Source organism: Bacillus sp. Nf3, assembly GCF_003028545.1.
Taxonomy (GTDB): domain Bacteria; phylum Bacillota; class Bacilli; order Bacillales; family Bacillaceae; genus Bacillus; species Bacillus safensis.
Map to the genome: position 1 here is coordinate 359,601 of NZ_PYUA01000003.1, position 17,630 is coordinate 377,230.

Annotated in this window: 19 protein-coding genes and 1 pseudogene; 18 read left to right on the forward strand and 2 right to left on the reverse strand. The window is 39.8% G+C overall.

Going from position 1 to position 17,630, the window contains the following annotated elements:
- Positions 1–103: 103 nt before the first annotated feature.
- The 10 genes from rpsP (at position 104) to C9414_RS11350 (ending at position 5,651) form a co-directional block, all read left to right on the forward strand.
- Positions 104–376 carry a 30S ribosomal protein S16 gene (gene rpsP / locus C9414_RS11305; protein ID WP_008344841.1) on the forward strand — a complete coding sequence of 91 codons (273 nt, stop codon included), beginning with the start codon at positions 104–106 and terminating at the stop codon, positions 374–376.
- A complete protein-coding gene (locus C9414_RS11310) occupies positions 376–621 on the forward strand; it encodes a KH domain-containing protein (RefSeq protein ID WP_107163651.1) in 246 nt (81 codons plus the stop codon). The genes rpsP and C9414_RS11310 overlap by 1 nt, the downstream gene beginning before the upstream one ends.
- Positions 622–724: 103 nt before the next feature.
- Positions 725–1,111 (forward strand): YlqD family protein, encoded by a 387-nt coding sequence (locus C9414_RS11315; protein ID WP_024424191.1) that lies wholly within the window; start codon positions 725–727, stop codon positions 1,109–1,111.
- An 8-nt stretch (positions 1,112–1,119) separates the two neighbouring features.
- Positions 1,120–1,644: a ribosome maturation factor RimM gene (gene rimM, locus C9414_RS11320; RefSeq protein WP_047202151.1), complete on the forward strand. Its 525-nt coding sequence runs from the start codon at positions 1,120–1,122 to the stop codon at positions 1,642–1,644.
- Complete coding sequence (gene trmD, locus C9414_RS11325) at positions 1,641–2,375, forward strand: tRNA (guanosine(37)-N1)-methyltransferase TrmD (protein WP_047202152.1); 735 nt, start codon at positions 1,641–1,643, stop codon at positions 2,373–2,375. The genes rimM and trmD overlap by 4 nt, the downstream gene beginning before the upstream one ends.
- A gap of 137 nt (positions 2,376–2,512) precedes the next feature.
- On the forward strand, positions 2,513–2,860 hold the full coding sequence (gene rplS, locus C9414_RS11330) for a 50S ribosomal protein L19 (RefSeq protein ID WP_008354510.1): 348 nt from the start codon (positions 2,513–2,515) through the stop codon (positions 2,858–2,860).
- Between the two features lie 90 nt (positions 2,861–2,950).
- Positions 2,951–3,799: a ribosome biogenesis GTPase YlqF gene (gene ylqF / locus C9414_RS11335; protein ID WP_024424188.1), complete on the forward strand. Its 849-nt coding sequence runs from the start codon at positions 2,951–2,953 to the stop codon at positions 3,797–3,799.
- A gap of 76 nt (positions 3,800–3,875) precedes the next feature.
- Positions 3,876–4,124, forward strand: coding sequence for a hypothetical protein (locus tag C9414_RS11340; RefSeq protein WP_249117669.1), 249 nt, complete (start codon positions 3,876–3,878; stop codon positions 4,122–4,124).
- A gap of 402 nt (positions 4,125–4,526) precedes the next feature.
- Positions 4,527–5,105, forward strand: a complete 579-nt coding sequence (rnhB, locus tag C9414_RS11345) for a ribonuclease HII (protein WP_107163652.1) — start codon at positions 4,527–4,529, stop codon at positions 5,103–5,105.
- Positions 5,106–5,375: 270 nt separating this feature from the next.
- Positions 5,376–5,651, forward strand: a complete 276-nt coding sequence (locus tag C9414_RS11350; RefSeq protein WP_224928223.1) for a class I SAM-dependent methyltransferase — start codon at positions 5,376–5,378, stop codon at positions 5,649–5,651.
- 338 nt (positions 5,652–5,989) lie between these two features.
- On the opposite strand, the gene C9414_RS11355 is transcribed toward C9414_RS11350, so the two are convergent.
- Positions 5,990–6,934, reverse strand: a complete 945-nt coding sequence (locus C9414_RS11355; protein ID WP_107163653.1) for a cation diffusion facilitator family transporter — start codon at positions 6,932–6,934, stop codon at positions 5,990–5,992.
- A 17-nt stretch (positions 6,935–6,951) separates the two neighbouring features.
- Complete coding sequence (locus C9414_RS11360; RefSeq protein ID WP_181286137.1) at positions 6,952–7,287, reverse strand: ArsR/SmtB family transcription factor; 336 nt, start codon at positions 7,285–7,287, stop codon at positions 6,952–6,954.
- An 853-nt stretch (positions 7,288–8,140) separates the two neighbouring features.
- Between C9414_RS11360 and C9414_RS11365 the strand changes: the two are divergent.
- The 8 genes and pseudogenes from C9414_RS11365 to trmFO all read left to right on the forward strand — a co-directional run.
- Positions 8,141–8,675 (forward strand): annotated as a pseudogene (locus C9414_RS11365) (ribonuclease HII); the annotation flags it as partial.
- Between the two features lie 19 nt (positions 8,676–8,694).
- Entirely contained in the window at positions 8,695–10,434 is a 1,740-nt protein-coding gene (locus C9414_RS11370; protein ID WP_039178501.1) for a hypothetical protein, read from the forward strand.
- Positions 10,431–10,706: a FlhB-like flagellar biosynthesis protein gene (locus C9414_RS11375; protein ID WP_047202155.1), complete on the forward strand. Its 276-nt coding sequence runs from the start codon at positions 10,431–10,433 to the stop codon at positions 10,704–10,706. Before C9414_RS11370 ends, C9414_RS11375 begins: the two co-directional genes overlap by 4 nt.
- A gap of 176 nt (positions 10,707–10,882) precedes the next feature.
- Positions 10,883–12,043 (forward strand): ADP-forming succinate--CoA ligase subunit beta, encoded by a 1,161-nt coding sequence (sucC, locus tag C9414_RS11380; protein ID WP_024426972.1) that lies wholly within the window; start codon positions 10,883–10,885, stop codon positions 12,041–12,043.
- 22 nt (positions 12,044–12,065) lie between these two features.
- The gene (gene sucD / locus C9414_RS11385) at positions 12,066–12,968 is read left to right on the forward strand and encodes a succinate--CoA ligase subunit alpha (protein ID WP_007499624.1); all 903 of its coding nucleotides are present in this window, start codon (positions 12,066–12,068) and stop codon (positions 12,966–12,968) included.
- Positions 12,969–13,031: 63 nt separating this feature from the next.
- Positions 13,032–13,934: a DNA-processing protein DprA gene (dprA, locus tag C9414_RS11390; protein ID WP_047202156.1), complete on the forward strand. Its 903-nt coding sequence runs from the start codon at positions 13,032–13,034 to the stop codon at positions 13,932–13,934.
- Positions 13,935–14,127: 193 nt separating this feature from the next.
- A complete protein-coding gene (gene topA, locus C9414_RS11395) occupies positions 14,128–16,203 on the forward strand; it encodes a type I DNA topoisomerase (RefSeq protein ID WP_107163655.1) in 2,076 nt (691 codons plus the stop codon).
- 70 nt (positions 16,204–16,273) lie between these two features.
- A complete protein-coding gene (trmFO, locus tag C9414_RS11400) occupies positions 16,274–17,578 on the forward strand; it encodes an FADH(2)-oxidizing methylenetetrahydrofolate--tRNA-(uracil(54)-C(5))-methyltransferase TrmFO (protein ID WP_034317774.1) in 1,305 nt (434 codons plus the stop codon).
- Positions 17,579–17,630: the final 52 nt, after the last annotated feature.

Here is a 17,630-nt window from a genome sequence, read left to right on the forward strand (position 1 = left end):
GGTTATACATGATAAAACCGTTGTTAAGAAAAAACACTTTACAAACCCTTTTATCATTGTTAATATACTATCTTGTTGAAATATTTTCGGAGGTGCTAGTAAAATGGCAGTAAAAATTCGTTTAAAACGTATGGGAGCAAAAAAATCTCCTTTCTATCGTATTGTTGTAGCAGATTCTCGTTCACCACGTGACGGTCGTTTCATCGAAACAGTTGGAACTTACAACCCAGTGGTATCACCAGCTGAGGTGAAAATCAACGAAGAATTAGCGCTTAAATGGCTTCAAAATGGTGCGAAACCATCTGATACAGTTCGCAACCTTTTCTCAAGCCAAGGAATTCTTGAAAAATTTCATAATGCGAAAAACAGCAAATAATGAATGAGCTGTCCTTGGAAGAATTGATTGTGTCCATCGTCGAGCCACTTGTTGATTTCCCTGAAGATATTCACGTATCTTCATTAGAAAAAGATGAGCAGGTGATTTACACACTGTCTGTCAATGCTGAAGATAGCGGAAAAGTGATCGGAAAGCAGGGACGTACAGCAAAAGCGATACGAACAGTCATTTTTGCAGCAAGTGCAGAGTCTTCTAAGAAAGTTCAACTTGAGATTGCTGACTAAAAAGGGAGAGGGCTTAGGACCTCCCCTTTTTTTACACGTTTAAATCTATTTTTCGTTATACTGTAGAGGACAAATGCCTTCGGATAGGGGGACAAAAAGGAAGATGCAGATCATTCAACATGTCACCGTGATGCAAGTATTAACTGAAAGCAGTAAGGACAAACTGTTAACGACTTTTTTGGAGAAAAAAGAAAGACTAGAACGTGAATGCAATCAATTATATTTTCAACTAAAAAAACATGAAAAAGAACCACATCAGCAAGAAGCCATCCCTCAATTTCAAAAAGCGATCGATAAAAGGCAAGAGAAGATCAGGCAGATTGATTTTCAAGTAGAGCAGCTTCATATTTTGCCGCTTGGAAGTGAGATGAAAGAAACAGAAGTGGATGCACTGGTTGAAGTAAAAATAGGTGATAAATGGGATGACAAAATGCAAGATAATGTCATCGTCGTGAAAGACGGCACCATTGTGGAAATACGTCAGGGGTGATTGAGAACATGGAGCTAGAATGGTTGAATGTTGGAAAGATCGTCAATACACACGGAGTGCGCGGAGAAGTACGCGTCGTGTCAAAGACGGATTTCCCAGAAGAGCGATACAAAAAGGGAAGCGTGCTCTATATTTTTAAACAGGGTCAAAAAGAGCCGCTGAAAGTGACTGTCGCATCACACCGCCAGCACAAACAATTTGATTTGCTCACATTTGAAGAAATCAACTCATTAAATGAAGCAGAGCTTCTGAAAGAGTCAATCTTAAAGGTAGAAAAAGAACATCTTGGGTCATTAGACGAAGGAGAATTTTATTTTCACCAAATTATTGGCTGTGAAGTATACGATGAAGAGGACAAGCTGATCGGTCAAATTAAAGAAATTCTTACGCCAGGGGCAAATGATGTTTGGGTGATTGGAAGAAAAGGCAAAAAAGATGCCCTCATTCCATATATTCCATCTGTCGTCAAAAACATCGATATCTCATCCAAAACCGTACACATAGAAGTGATGGAAGGACTCATTGACGAATGAAAATCGATTTCTTAACTCTTTTTCCTGAAATGTTCGAAGGTGTGCTTCACTCATCAATCTTAAAAAAAGCACAGGAGAAAGATGCCGTCTCATTTCAAGTCGTCAATTTTAGAGAGTATTCAGATCATAAGCATAAAACAGTGGATGACTATCCGTATGGCGGCGGTGCTGGTATGGTACTGAAAGCACAGCCCGTATTTGATGCGGTAGAAGATTTAACGAAGAAAGCAAGCACGAAGCCCCGAGTTATTCTTGTCTGTCCTCAAGGGGAAAGATATACACAAAAGAAGGCAGAAGAACTTGCAAAAGAAGAGCATCTTATGTTCATTTGCGGCCACTATGAAGGCTACGATGAGCGCATCAGGGAGCATCTTGTCACAGATGAGATCTCAATCGGAGATTTCGTCCTCACAGGCGGAGAGCTGCCAGCGATGATGATTGCAGACAGTGTGGTCAGGCTTTTGCCTCATGTGCTTGGAAAAGAAGCGTCTCACATCGAAGATTCATTCAGTACAGGTCTGCTTGAGCACCCGCACTATACAAGGCCAGCGGATTATAAAGGACTAAAAGTGCCGGATGTGCTCCTCTCTGGAAATCATGCCAAAATAGAAGAGTGGCGGCGCAAAGAATCATTGAAACGAACCTATACAAGACGGCCAGATTTGATCGATTCTTGCAAAACGTTAACGAATGAAGAAAAAAGATGGCTTTGGCAGCTTCATAATGACTAGATTGTATTGCACACGGCATAGAGGTATGGTATGATACTACTTGTGACTTGGACGGCTTGCTGATCCAAGTTTGAAAACGATGTTCCGCTGCAATGAAGAAAGAGGACATGAGCATCTGTTGGAAGGAGTTGAAAACGATGCAACATTTGATTGAAGAAATCACAAAAGAACAATTACGCACTGATCTTCCTGCGTTCCGTCCTGGTGACACTTTACGTGTACACGTTAAAGTTGTCGAGGGTACTCGTGAGCGTATCCAGATCTTTGAAGGTGTTGTAATTAAGCGTCGTGGTGGTGGAATCAGCGAAACTTTCACAGTTCGTAAGATCTCTTACGGTGTAGGCGTTGAGCGTACATTCCCTGTACACACACCAAAAATCGCTAAGATCGAAGTTGTACGTCACGGTAAGGTACGTCGTGCGAAACTTTACTACCTACGTGAACTTCGCGGTAAAGCGGCTCGTATCAAAGAAATCAGACGATAATGATATCAAAGGAAAGAGCTTGTTACCTGTAACAGGCTCTTTTTTTGTACAATGTATAAAGATAACAGGTAGAAGAGAGAAGGTGCACATATGACGATTCAATGGTTTCCAGGCCATATGGCAAAAGCAAGACGTGAAGTCACAGAAAAATTAAAGCTCATCGACATCGTATTTGAATTAACCGATGCAAGAATTCCGATGTCCTCTAGAAACCCAATGATCGAAGAAATCCTTCAAAATAAACCCAAAATCATGCTATTAAACAAAGCTGATAAAGCAGATCCTCGTATGACAAAGGAGTGGCAGGCGCATTTTGAGCAGCAAGGCGTTCGGTCACTGGCTATTAACTCTGTTGATGGACAAGGGTTAAATCAGATCATCACAACTTCAAAAGAAATTTTAAAAGAAAAGTTCGACCGCATGAAAGCAAAAGGCGTCAAACCACGTGCCATTCGAGCACTGATTATCGGGATTCCCAATGTCGGAAAATCGACCTTAATCAATCGTTTAGCGAAAAAGAATATTGCCAAAACAGGAGACCGTCCTGGTATTACGACATCACAGCAATGGGTAAAGGTAGGGAAAGAACTAGAGCTGCTCGATACCCCTGGAATCCTCTGGCCGAAGTTTGAAGATGAGCAAGTAGGACTTAGACTTGCGGTGACTGGAGCGATCAAAGATTCGATCATCAACTTACAGGATGTCGCTGTGTATGCACTTCGTTTTCTAGAAGAAAACTACCCAGAGCGATTAAAAAAACGCTATGACCTAGCGGAGATACCTGAAGATACGGTTGAGCTGTTTGATGCAATTGGCACTAAGCGCGGCTGTCTAATGAGCGGGGGATTCATAAACTATGACAAAACCACCGAAATCATTATTCGGGATATTCGAACAGAAAAATTTGGTCCCCTCACTTTTGAGAAGCCTGAAAGCTAAAAGACACGCAGCTCATGCGGGTCTTTATTTTTTGCGAAAAACTGCCGATATAAAGAAGGAGGCTGCGAAAAAGCCTATGTACACGGTGAAACAAATAAAAGAACTAATTGAAAAGCATGCAGGCGATGAGTCATACATTCGTGAGCTTGTGAAAGATGATACGAGAAAAAGTGTCCAAAAACTCATAGAAAAGTGGCACAAAGAGAGAGAAAAGCAGCAAGCACTTCGCGTGGCATGGGATGACATGCTGCAATTTAAAAACAAAGCAAAGGCGCAGGGATACACATGTATTGCGGGAATAGACGAAGCGGGAAGAGTTATATGACTTTAGAGAAGAGTGTCTAACTCAAAAATATATTACCAATAATTTGTTTGACTAACTATGGGTTATTATCTAGAATGAATATAGTTATATATCACCTGAAGAGGTGATTTTTTTTTGGGTTATTTAGTGGGGGAGTATTGGGTTCTGGGGAATAGAACTAAGTTCTATTATTAGTGAAGGATGTAGATTCTGTATATATTCATTATTATTTATTGGAGAAGAGTAGATCTTACCTAGTACCTTCTGCAATAAAGTAACTTAGAAAGAAATGTGGTTTTGTAATTAGTAAAGATAGAAAGTAATAACTGGATAAATCAAAGAGTCTACAGAGAATAAATCCATAAATTCATATTGGATATAAAGCAAGTTTTAGTTAAGCTGTTAAAAGAGGAGTTATTAGTGATGTTCGTATGTGGAGTGGATGAAACAGGTAGAGGATCGGCAATTTCAGGGGTATGGGTTTCAGCGTGTATTCTTGATCCCAACAAACCTATTGAGGGTTTAAGAGACTCGAAGAAACTTTCCGCTAAACGACGGGAAGAGCTTGCTGAAGAAATTAAACATAAAGCTCTTAGCTGGAGGATCGAAATAGCATCCCTTGAGGAAGTAGAAACACTTAATGTCCTGAACGCAACACTTCTTGGCATGAAAAGGGCCATAGAAGGATTGCATATAAAACCTAATAAAGTACTTGTCGATGGGAATAAATTACCTAACATCGATATTCCAGCAGAGGCCATTGTGAAGGGTGATGATTTGATCCCAGCTATCAGTGCAGCTTCTATTTTAGCTAAAGTCGAACGGGATAAAGTAATAAGAGAGTTACATCAAATTTATCCCCAATATGGTTTTGACAAGCACAAAGGTTATCTAACAAAAGATCATATGTTGGCATTACAGAAATATGGACCTTGCCCTATCCATCGAAAAACATATGCTCCCATTCGCAAGTTATTAGAGAAACAATTGGAGTTGTTTTAATGGCAAAAAAAGTGACGTTAAAGAAAACGGTGGTAAAGCAGTCTGAAGAACCATTGAATGTCAGCTCTCTAACACTGGATGTTTCTGAAGAGTTCATTCTTTTCAAGGGCTGCTGCAAGAGAGTATTTGCCTACTGTATCATATGTAAATGATTATTTAGTATAGGACAGAGGAAAAGAGGTTACCAAAAAAGTTGATATCTATGAATTAGTCCATAAGGTGAAGACCTAAGTCATAATGACGTAGGATCTATCGATCATTATATATCTGATGAAAGTACCAACCTTGTACTTGAGGAATGCAAGAGAGAAATTCAAAACTTCCACTATTAAGTTTTTAGAAAAGGATGCTCAAGATATGAGTTTTGACAATCATCAGTTTGACTTGGCTATCGGCAGTCAAATTCTATCAGTAGTACCTAACGCGGATAAATGTTTTCAGGAAATGGAAAGGGTACTAAAACATGATGGGGAAATGATTTTATTCGACAAGTTTACTTCTAAAGAAAATAAGCTATCGCTTCCAAAAAAATTATCAGACCTCTGATTAAAGTTCTAGGAACAGACATTGGATTAAACTTCAAAGAATTGTATAAAAAACATAGTAAAGAATTAAATGTAAAAGAAGACAGACTAGTTGTACAGAAAAATAGTATTGAACAAATATAGTAAGTAATCTTATTCTGTTAAAGAGTACTAAGAAAGGTTTTTGGGATATAAACCAAGAATTAAAAAACCCGGATACACTTTCACATATAAAAGTGTATCCGGGTTGAATGTAGAAAGTTTTAAAATACATGTAAATTATTTAGTCAAAGTGTCATTTATCCTAAACCGCTTCTAACCTTTATTTTGTATTAAGTGTTTCGTTCATTTAATTGCCCATCAGTGATGATGATGGCCAGATGAATTAGCCTTTACGTTACACAAAATGGTACTATCATGCTCATGAGAAGTCGTTTCTAATTGAATCGTCATATGGTGAATATTTTTGTGTTCAAGGTCATGTTCGATTTGATGGAGCAATCGTTCACTTTCAGCAATGGACATTTGTTTATCTACAACTGCATGACAGGATAGCGCATTTAATCCGCTTGTAATCGACCAAACGTGAAAGTCGTGAACACTATGAATTCCTTTTTTATTTTGAATTGTTTGAATTACATCGTCCACATCAACATTTTGTGGTGTCCCTTCCATCAGGACATGGAGTCCGGATTTCGTAACATAGTAACCGCTGCGTAATACGAGTGCGGCAACAATGACACTTGCTAGTGGGTCTGCCCAGCCCCAGTTGAAGAATATCATGAGCAGTGCAGCAATAATGGCGCCAATGGAACCAAGCATATCGCTCATTACATGTAAGTATGCTCCACGCATATTCAGGTTCTCTTCTACATCCCCGCCGCGCATCATAATCCACGCAACAAGAATATTGACTAGTAAACCAATTGTAGCGATGATTAACATTCCAGTTGAAGCAACTTCGGGTGGATTTAGAAAACGCTGAATTGCTTCATAAAAAATATAAATTGCAATTAATACGAGTGTCACCCCGTTTAGAACAGCTGCTAATATTTCAAATCGTTTATATCCATATGTTTTACTATAGTTAGCGACTTTTCCCCCAAATGTAAAGGCCAATAATGCAACTGCAAGAGATATCGAGTCACTTAACATATGTCCTGCATCAGATAATAACGCAAGGCTGTTGGTAATGAATCCTCCAATTGCTTCAATAATCATATAACCTGTAATAATAATAAAACTTATCATTAACGTCTTTTTATTTGCACCATGTGTATGGTCATGTCCATGATCGTGTCCCATTTTAGATTCCCCCTAAATTAATGGTGTGTAGCATGCTCAATTGACTGATTCAGTAAATTCATAACGTGAACGTCATCTTCCAAATAATACAAAGTTGTCCCTGCTCTTCGATATTTGACTAATCTTAAATTTTTCAAGAAACGCAATTGGTGGGAGATACTCGACTGGCTTAAATTTAACGTTTCCGCAATATCATTGACGGAATGCTCCCCTGTACATAATAAATTCAAAATACGAATTCTAGTTGGGTCGCTTAACGCTTTGAACGTTTGCGAAACGACAAACAGCGTCTCTTCATCCAAATGCTGCGCTCCTTCATTAAAATTCTCTTCATGTTTCTGCTCTTCACTCACCATTTTTACACCCCCATAATACAATTAGTTTCAATATATGATTATATGTTCATATATTATTATAATCTTCATTGAAATGTCAATCAGAAAAATTTATTTCATTTCATTTAACCAGCAATCGGGCCGATTACGGAGTAGAAGAGAACTGTCATAGCAGTCCTTTTTCTATATACGTTTCTCAATTTAAGGGTCATTTTCTTGAATAACATCTTAAAGATTGTGAATGGCTGGGCCCGATTGTTGTAATTGTTAACTGAAAAGTTAAAATAGTCTGCTTATTTATTAATGAGGATTAATATGAGGTGATAAAATTAATCTTAAAAATTGAAAGGAAAACGCCTAAAAAGATTTTCTGATCTATTATTATTTTCAAATTAAAAAATCTGTTCAATCGGTAAAAAAGATGACAGTAGTTGCAAATTTCTTTGGCTGTAATCAGAAATAGTTATATAGAATAGAAGGGAATAAAAATATAAATGAAGCAAGTAATCCAAATGAAAATAAGTCCATTCGAGAAGTTTTTTAGAGATAGCTGTTTTACACTGAGCTACCCACAAGCGAAGTTACTGAAAATTGTATTGAGTGTATAAAAAATGAAGTTGATTTAGCCGATAATAATATAGAGTTTTATGTGACCAAATCATAAAGTTGAATAAACATTCTCTTCAATGTATTTTAAAAAAAGTCATACATAATCAGTATAAAAACGGTTTAATATTACCTGAGTTTACTTTGTTATACTTAGACAAATTCGAGCTAACGTACCCAGACAAAATTTATTAGATAGTTAAGCAGAAATCTTATGGTGTCTAATGTTTTTGTCCAGTCACCCGATATATGTATTAAAATAAGCAGAGGACCGCTGGCCGGCCCAGTTGTCGCAGCAGCCGTTATCTTAAAGGAAGATACAGTCCTGCTCGGTTTAAACGACTCAAAGCAATTATCTGAGAAAAAAAGATTGGCTTATTATGACCTCATTCAAAAAGAAGCACTTGATATCGGAATCGGCATTGTTGATGCGGCTATGATTGATGAAATCAATATTTACGAAGCATCAAGACTGGCGATGGTGAGAGCTGTGGAGCAGTTAACTCATCCACCTGATTGATCTGCTCATAGATGCCATGACACTCCCGCTTTCAACTCACCAAGAGAATATCATCAAAGGAGATGCAAAAAGTGCATCCATTGCAGCAGGTGCATGTATTGCGAAGGTGACAAGGGATCAGATGATGGAAGAGTATGGGCGTAAGTATCCTGAGTATCAATTTGAAAAACATAAAGGGTACGGAACGAAAGAGCACTTGGCTGCGATTCAAACACATGGTGCGGCCCCAATCCACCGATTATCGTTTGCGCCAGTGAAATCTGTTATATCAAAATTTTAATCTAAGGAGGCTGCCTGTGATGACAAGAGTTGAGGACATACATACAGCACTGAATAGCCGGCTGAATACGGCTGAATCTGTTCCATTAAACACCGAAGGGAAGGAAAATGTTCATCGGCTGATTCTCGGTAAAGTACTAAAAATGCTTGGAGATGATACAGCCCTTGTTCAAATAGGCTCAACGAAAATAAAAGCGCAGCTGGCGGCCCAGCTGAAAGCAGACGCATTTTATTGGTTCCAATTTGAACAAGAGGGCGGAGGCAGCCTCAATAAACTAAGACCCGTTCAGCAATTTGATCAAGATCCTAAGACGTTAAAGGATGCAGCAGCCAAACTATTAGAAGGACTTTCACTTAAAAATGGGCTTGAAAACATGCTGACAGCTACAGCTTTTTTAAAGGAAAAGTCCGTCATTAATGAAGGAGAGTTAAGAACGGCAGTGAAATGGATCGAACAGCTTCAAGGAGCTGATGTGAAGAAAGGGCTCCAAGCACTCCTCTTTGCTTTAAAGAAAGATTTACCGATCCAGCAAGGGGTACTTCAATCTATTTTAGCCGTGAAATCATCCTCTGCTCTTCATCAGGATATAACAGCGCTGCTAAATCAATTAACACAGCTTCCGAAGCACACAGATGCTACACAGACCCTTACACAAGCCGTTCGGTCAGTTGTAGATGCAGAGACAGCCATCCATGCAGAAAAGCTCTTATCAGTCCTTCTAGCAGCGAGAGAAGGCGAGGCGAAGCAAGGCGGTAATATACCAGTAACGACTCAGCTCAACTCGTCTCAGCAAAAAGAAAATAGCCAAGCCCCAATCGTTCAAGAGCGTCAGCCGTCCCAAGTTCTTCAGACAAACGCGCAGCAGCAGTCAACAAGTCCAAAAGAGCTGCAAATCCCGCTTCAGCAAATTGAGCGGATACTGGCCAGCTTGATGAAACAAGGTGCAGATGGGCAGCAAGAACCCAACGTAAAACAGCTCACAGCATTGCTGCACGGACTCCAGCAGGCAGGCACTCAGCCTGACGCAAAAGCAGCTGTGCTTCAAAAAGAGTTTCCATTCCTTTCGAAACCAGAGGCGAAAGCATTAGCTCAGGCGGTGCAGCAGACTGAACCAACATTAAGCAATAAAACTGATGTGCTCGATTTACTAATGACGATGAAAAAGGCAATCGGTGTGCGTGATGAAATTGGTATGCTGAAACTGCTTGAAAAAGGCAGCCAGGATGTCAAAAGTCAGGAGCTGCACCAATTAAAGCTTACCTTAAATGATGTGAGACAGGCTGATTTACCAGAGCACGTTAAAAAAGAAGTGGATCAATTATTTCATAGATTGAATGGACAGTTATTTGTGCAGCAGGAGAACCAAACCGTCAGTCAAATGATGGTTTCCTATCCGCTTTTCTCAAAACATAGTGTTCAAGATTTAACCTTTATTCTAAAAGGACATAAGAAAAAGGATGGCTCCATTGATATTTCTCAGTGCCGCCTCATGTTTTACTTAAACATGGAAAACCTTGAAGAAACCTTAATAGACTGTACGATTCAGCAAAAGGTCATGTCAATTACTGTCGAGACAGCCCATGAACTGCAAGGAACCATTAATCCGATGATTCCGGCTGTTCGGGAGAATTTAAATGCTCTAGGATACAGTTTAACGGGAATTACAGCAAAAAAGAGACAAGAGCCAGTAGATCCGTCTCAATTTCTAGATGAACACTTTCATAAAATCAGCGAGAAAGGGCTGGACTTACGAGTATGAAGGATTCAAAACCGCTTAGAAGAGCGGTCGCTCTGCATTACGATGAAGAAAAACAAAAGGCGCCAAAAGTCGTTGCAACAGGCAGCGGCTATGTGGCAGATCATATTATTGAAGAAGCAAAAAAGTCGGGAGTCCCTATCCAGGAAGACCGTAATTTAGTCGAACTCATGCGCCACTTAACACTAGATGAGGAGATCCCTGAAGCATTATACGATACTGTAGCAGAAATTTTTTCGTTTATCTACAAGTTAGATCAAAAAATGAAAAAATAAGGTAAAATAAGTGATTTGGCTGAAAAATTTATATTTTTAATAAAATAAAAGTTTGAATGTTTAGAAGGATTTTACGATTTTACATAGAACCCTAGACATTCTCTTTTTTATTCTTTAAAATGAAAGCGCAGTCTATTTTATAATTTTTGTTTCTACATATGTTGGGAGGATGGGAAATGAATATCCATGAGTACCAAGGAAAAGAAATCCTAAGAAAATATGGGGTTTCAGTTCCAAATGGTAAAGTAGCATTTACACCTGATGAAGCAGTGAAAGCATCAGAAGAGCTAGGGAGCTCTGTATATGTCGTAAAAGCACAGATTCATGCAGGCGGCCGTGGTAAAGCAGGCGGGGTAAAAATTGCAAAAACGAAAGATGAAGTGAAAGGGTTTGCAGAGGAATTGCTCGGCAAGACACTTGTCACACATCAAACAGGGCCTGAAGGGCGCGAAATAAAACGCTTACTTATTGAAGAAGGCTGCGATATTCAAAAGGAATACTATGTTGGACTAGTTTTGGACAGAGCGACATCAAGAATTGTATTGATGGCATCTGAAGAAGGCGGTACTGAAATTGAAGAAGTGGCAGAAAAAACGCCAGAAAAAATCGTCAAAGTGGTCATCGACCCAGCGATTGGCCTGCAAGGCTATCAGGCGAGAGAAGTAGCATTTAAAATTAATATTCCAACAAAATTAGTTGGCCAAGCTGTTAAGTTTATGACAAGCCTTTACAATGCGTTTATTGAAAAAGATTGTTCAATTGCTGAGATTAATCCACTGGTTGTAACAGGCGATGGAAAAGTCATGGCACTTGATGCAAAATTAAACTTTGATAGCAATGCCTTATATAGACAAAAAGATATATTAGAATACCGTGACCTTGATGAAGAGGATCCAAAAGAAATTGAAGCATCTAAATATGACTTAAGCTACATTTCTCTAGATGGAAATATTGGCTGTATGGTCAATGGAGCAGGTCTTGCGATGTCTACAATGGATATCATCAAGCATTACGGCGGGGACCCTGCAAACTTCCTAGATGTTGGCGGCGGTGCAACAGCTGAAAAAGTAACGGAAGCATTTAAAATCATCTTATCTGATCAAAATGTAAAAGGGATTTTCGTGAACATTTTTGGCGGCATCATGAAATGTGATGTCATTGCAGAAGGTGTTGTTGAAGCGACGAAACAAGTCGGCTTAACATTACCACTTGTTGTACGTCTGGAAGGAACAAACGTTGAATTAGGGAAGAAAATCCTGAGTGATTCAGGCTTAAATATCACTTCTGCTGAGTCTATGGCTGACGGGGCAGAAAAGATTGTATCTTTAGTCAAGTAGAGCAGAAAGGCAGGGAACCTAAATGAGTGTATTTATTAATAAAAATACGAGAGTAATTGTTCAGGGGATTACCGGTTCAACCGCATTGTTCCATACAAAACAAATGATTGAGTACGGAACAAATATTGTTGGCGGTGTCACACCTGGAAAAGGTGGAACTGAAGTAGAAGGAGTTCCTGTATTTAATACTGTATCTGAAGCAGTTCAGACAACTGGAGCGAACGCTTCTGTTATCTATGTACCAGCACCATTTGCGGCAGATGCCATTTTAGAGGCTGTTGACGCAGAAGTCGATCTCGTCATTTGTATCACAGAACATATTCCAGTTCTGGACATGGTCAAAGTGAAGCGTTACATGGAAGGTAAGAAAACAAGACTAGTTGGACCAAACTGCCCAGGTGTCATCACACCTGAAGAATGTAAAATTGGTATCATGCCTGGCTACATTCATAAAAAAGGTCATGTGGGTGTTGTTTCTCGTTCTGGAACGCTTACATATGAAGCGGTACATCAGCTTTCAGAAGCTGGCGTTGGTCAATCGACAGCTGTAGGAATCGGGGGGGACCCGGTAAATGGGACAAACTTTATTGATGTGTTAAAAGCATTCAATGAAGATCCTGAAACGCATGCTGTGATTATGATCGGTGAAATCGGCGGTACGGCTGAAGAAGAAGCAGCTGAATGGGTAAAAGCAAATATGACTAAACCAGTCGTAGGCTTTATTGGCGGTAAAACGGCGCCTCCAGGAAAACGTATGGGACATGCTGGTGCCATTATTTCTGGTGGTAAAGGAACAGCTGATGAAAAGGTAAAGACAATGCGTGAATGTGGAATTGAAGTGGCAGAAACACCATCTGTCATGGGAGAAACGTTGATTAAAGTATTAAAAGAGAAGAATCTCTTCGAAGCTTGTAAAACGCATTAATGACACAAGAAGACTTGTTCTTTGACAAGTCTTCTTCTTTCTATCTTAAACTGGAGGAATGGTATGTACAACGTGTCCGAAAGAATGATTTTTCACCGCTTAAAAGGCCTCATCTCACCCTCATTACTTACAAAATGGTGGAAAGTCGATCCTGAGCTATATATAAATGAAGAAACACATCATTTTAAACAGGATCGAGCATTACAAACGATCGACTTTACCAGCTTAAAACAAGCTGAAGAAAATGAATTCCCCATTTTTCAACACATCGTTCAAGCCTATTTAAAGCAAAACATTCACATGATTCCCATCACATCACCCTTATATCCAAGCACACTAAAAAATATTTATGATCCTCCCCCTGTGTTATTCCTAAAAGGAAACGTATCATATTTAAATGAAGAAAAAAGTTTAGGTGTAGTCGGCACGCGACTTCCATCGTCTTATGGAGAAGCATGTGTGAAAAAAATTGTTGGTGAGCTTGTCAAAGAAGAGTGGATGATTGTTAGTGGGCTAGCTAAAGGAATCGATGGACTTGCACATAAAGAGTGCATCAGGAAAAAAGGGAAAACGATTGGCATTATAGCCGGCGGCTTTCAGCATTTATACCCAAAAGAGCATGCGCAAATGGCTCAATACATGGGCGAGCATCATTTGCTTTTGTCAGAGCATCCGCCTTATGTCAAACCAGAAAAGTGGCATTTTCCAATGAGAAATCGTTTAATTAGTGCGTTGACGAGAGGAACCATTGTGATTCAGTGCAAAGAAAAGAGCGGTTCTCTTATTACAGCCTATCAAGCACTTGAGCAAGGAAAAGAAGTATTTGCGGTTGCTGGATCCATCTTTGATCCTAATTCCACAGGGCCGGCAAGACTCATTCAGCAGGGGGCAAAGCTTGTTCATTCCACAAAGGATATTTTAGAGGAATTCTCCTTCCGCAGCGTTCAATATACTGAACTCTCATAAAAATATCGTTTGACAAAAGACATCGGAATATTTAATAATAGTGAGGATTTAAGTTTACACTTTGTTTTTCGTGTTTATAATGATGTTCATCATAAAGAATTTTTAATGATTGCCTGTTAGATAGGTGCAATTAACATAAATATGAATTGTGAAATGTATAAAGAGAGAACACCTCTTAAGGGGGATTTTGAGTATGGCTGATTATTTAGTCATCGTTGAGTCGCCAGCAAAGGCGAAAACGATTGAGCGTTATTTAGGAAAAAAGTATAAAGTAAAGGCTTCAATGGGACACGTCAGGGATTTACCGAAAAGTCAGCTCGGTGTTGACACTGAGCATGACTTCGAACCGAGATATATTACGATTCGCGGGAAAGGCCCAGTTCTAAAGGAATTAAAAACAGCGGCGAAAAAAGCAAAGAAAGTCTTTCTCGCGGCTGACCCCGATAGAGAGGGAGAAGCGATTGCTTGGCATTTAGCACATAGCCTTGACCTTGACCTCTCTTCTGACTGCCGTGTTGTTTTTAACGAGATTACAAAAGATGCGATTAAAGATTCCTTTAAGCATCCTCGTATGATCGATATGGATTTAGTTGATGCACAGCAGGCAAGACGAATTTTAGATCGTCTCGTTGGGTATAAAATCAGTCCGATTTTATGGAAGAAAGTGAAAAAGGGTTTAAGTGCTGGCCGTGTTCAATCAGTTGCACTCCGACTCATTATTGATCGCGAGAATGAAATTAATGAATTTAAACCAGAAGAATACTGGACAATTGACGGTACATTCCTCAAAGGAAAAGAAAGCTTCGAAGCAAGTTTCTTTGGCCTCAACGGGAAAAAGCATCCACTGAAAACAAAAGAAGATGTAAAAGAAATCCTTTCGAAATTAAAGGGAAGCAAATTCTCTGTAGAGAAAGTAACGAAAAAAGAGCGAAAGCGTAATCCAGCTGTTCCGTTTACGACTTCTACTTTACAGCAGGAGGCTGCAAGAAAATTAAACTTCCGTGCGAAAAAGACGATGATGATTGCACAGCAATTATATGAAGGAATTGATCTTGGTAAAGAAGGTACAGTCGGTCTTATCACTTATATGAGAACGGACTCAACACGTATTTCAAATACGGCGATTGAAGAAGTATCTGCTTTTATTGATCAGACGTACGGTAAGAATTTCTTAAATACAACAAAACGAACGGCTAAAAAGAATGAAAACGCCCAAGATGCTCACGAAGCCATCCGTCCGACTTCTACGTTAAGAAAACCGGCAGATGTCAAGCATGTGCTAAGCCGTGATCAGCTTCGCCTGTACAAATTGATTTGGGAACGATTCGTGGCAAGCCAAATGGCGCCGGCTGTTCTTGATACAATGAGTGTGGATCTTGATCATAATGGTCTTACTTTCCGTGCGAATGGAAGTAAAGTGAAATTCCCTGGGTTTATGAAGGTTTATGTAGAAGGAAAGGACGACCAGCTCGAGGAAAAGGACAAAATGCTTCCTGATCTGAAAGAAGGGGATACAGTTCTTTCAAAAGATATCGAACCTGAACAGCACTTCACACAGCCGCCTCCTCGCTACACAGAGGCAAGATTGGTCAAAACACTTGAAGAGCTCGGTATAGGCCGTCCATCTACGTATGCACCAACATTAGATACGATTCAAAAGCGCGGTTATGTCGCACTTGATAATAAACGATTTACTCCGACAGAGCTCGGAGAGATTGTACTCAACTTAATCATCGAATTCTTTCCTGAAATCATTAACGTTGAATTTACAGCGAAAATGGAAAAGGAACTTGATAGTGTTGAAGAAGGTACGATCGAATGGGTTCGTATTATCGACAGCTTCTATCAAGACTTTGCAAAACGGGTAGAAAAAGCTGAAGCAGAAATGCAAGAAGTTGAGATTGAGCCGGAATACGCAGGTGTTGATTGTGAAGAGTGCGGACATCCGATGGTGTACAAAATGGGTAGATACGGCAAGTTCATGGCGTGCTCGAACTTTCCTGACTGCCGTAACACAAAACCAATTGTGAAAGATATCGGTGTCAAATGCCCGTCATGTCATGAAGGAAACATTGTTGAACGAAAATCGAAGAAACGCCGCATTTTTTACGGCTGTGATCGTTTTCCAGAGTGTGAATTCGTTTCTTGGGACAAACCAATTGAAAGAAAGTGTCCAAAATGCGAAAATATGCTTGTAGAGAAAAAGCTGAAAAAAGGCGTTCAAGTTCAATGTGTGAACTGTGATTATAAAGAGGAACAACAAAAATAGCGGTGAGCAGCCTTGTTCACCTGCTTTTTTATGTCATCAAACAGAACTTACGAAATAGGAGAGTTGTCCAATGAGTCAATTTGTAAATGTGATCGGGGCCGGTTTAGCTGGAAGTGAAGCTGCATGGCAAATCGCTAAACGAGGAATTAAAGTCAATTTATATGAAATGAGACCTGTGAAACAAACGCCGGCTCACCACACAGATAAATTTGCGGAGCTTGTATGCAGCAACTCACTGCGTGCGAACGCTTTGACGAATGCAGTAGGTGTATTAAAGGAAGAAATGCGTCATTTAGATTCAGCCATTATCGCAGCGGCAGATGAAAGCTCAGTTCCTGCGGGCGGCGCGCTTGCAGTAGATCGTCATGAATTTGCAGCAAACGTGACAGATCGCGTGAAAAATCATCCGAATGTTACGGTCTTTCAAGAAGAAGTGCAAAGCATTCCAGAAGGTCCGACAATTATCGCAACTGGCCCGCTGACATCAGAAGCACTTTCAAAAGAATTAAAATCGTTAACAGGAGAAGAATATCTCTATTTCTACGATGCAGCGGCACCTATTCTAGAGAAAGATAGCATTGATATGGATAAGGTGTATTTGAAATCACGCTATGACAAAGGAGAAGCCGCTTATTTAAACTGTCCAATGACAGAAGAAGAATTCGATCGTTTTTATGAGGCGCTCATTTCTGCTGAAACTGTGCCATTAAAAGAATTTGAAAAAGAAATCTTCTTTGAAGGCTGCATGCCAATTGAAGTCATGGCGAAAAGAGGAAAGAAAACGATGCTGTTTGGCCCGATGAAACCAGTAGGACTGGAAGATCCGAAAACAGGAAAAAGACCTTACGCTGTTGTTCAATTAAGACAGGATGATGCAGCAGGTACTTTATATAACATCGTTGGCTTCCAGACACATCTGAAGTGGGGCGATCAAAAGGAAGTATTCCGTTTGATTCCAGGCCTTGAAGAAGCAGAGATTGTTCGTTACGGGGTGATGCACCGTAATACATTTATTAACTCGCCAAGCCTTTTAAGACCGACTTATCAGTTTAAAAATAGAGATGATCTATTCTTTGCCGGACAAATGACAGGCGTTGAAGGGTATGTCGAGTCTGCAGCTTCCGGACTTGTGGCTGGCATTAACGCCGCTCGTTTTGTCAAAGGAGAAGAGCTTGTGACACTTCCTGAGGAAACGGCGATTGGCAGTATGGCTTATTACATCACATCGACAAACAAGAAAAGCTTCCAGCCGATGAATGCGAATTTTGGTTTGCTGAAAGATCTAGGTGTTCGAATTAAAAACAAACAAGAACGTTATGCAGAGTACGCTAAGCGCGCAATCGAAACTATTCAAACTATTTCGAAATCTCTGTAGTAAAACATTGCACGGAAAGCAAGATATGTGATACCATTTAAAAGCCTTAAAG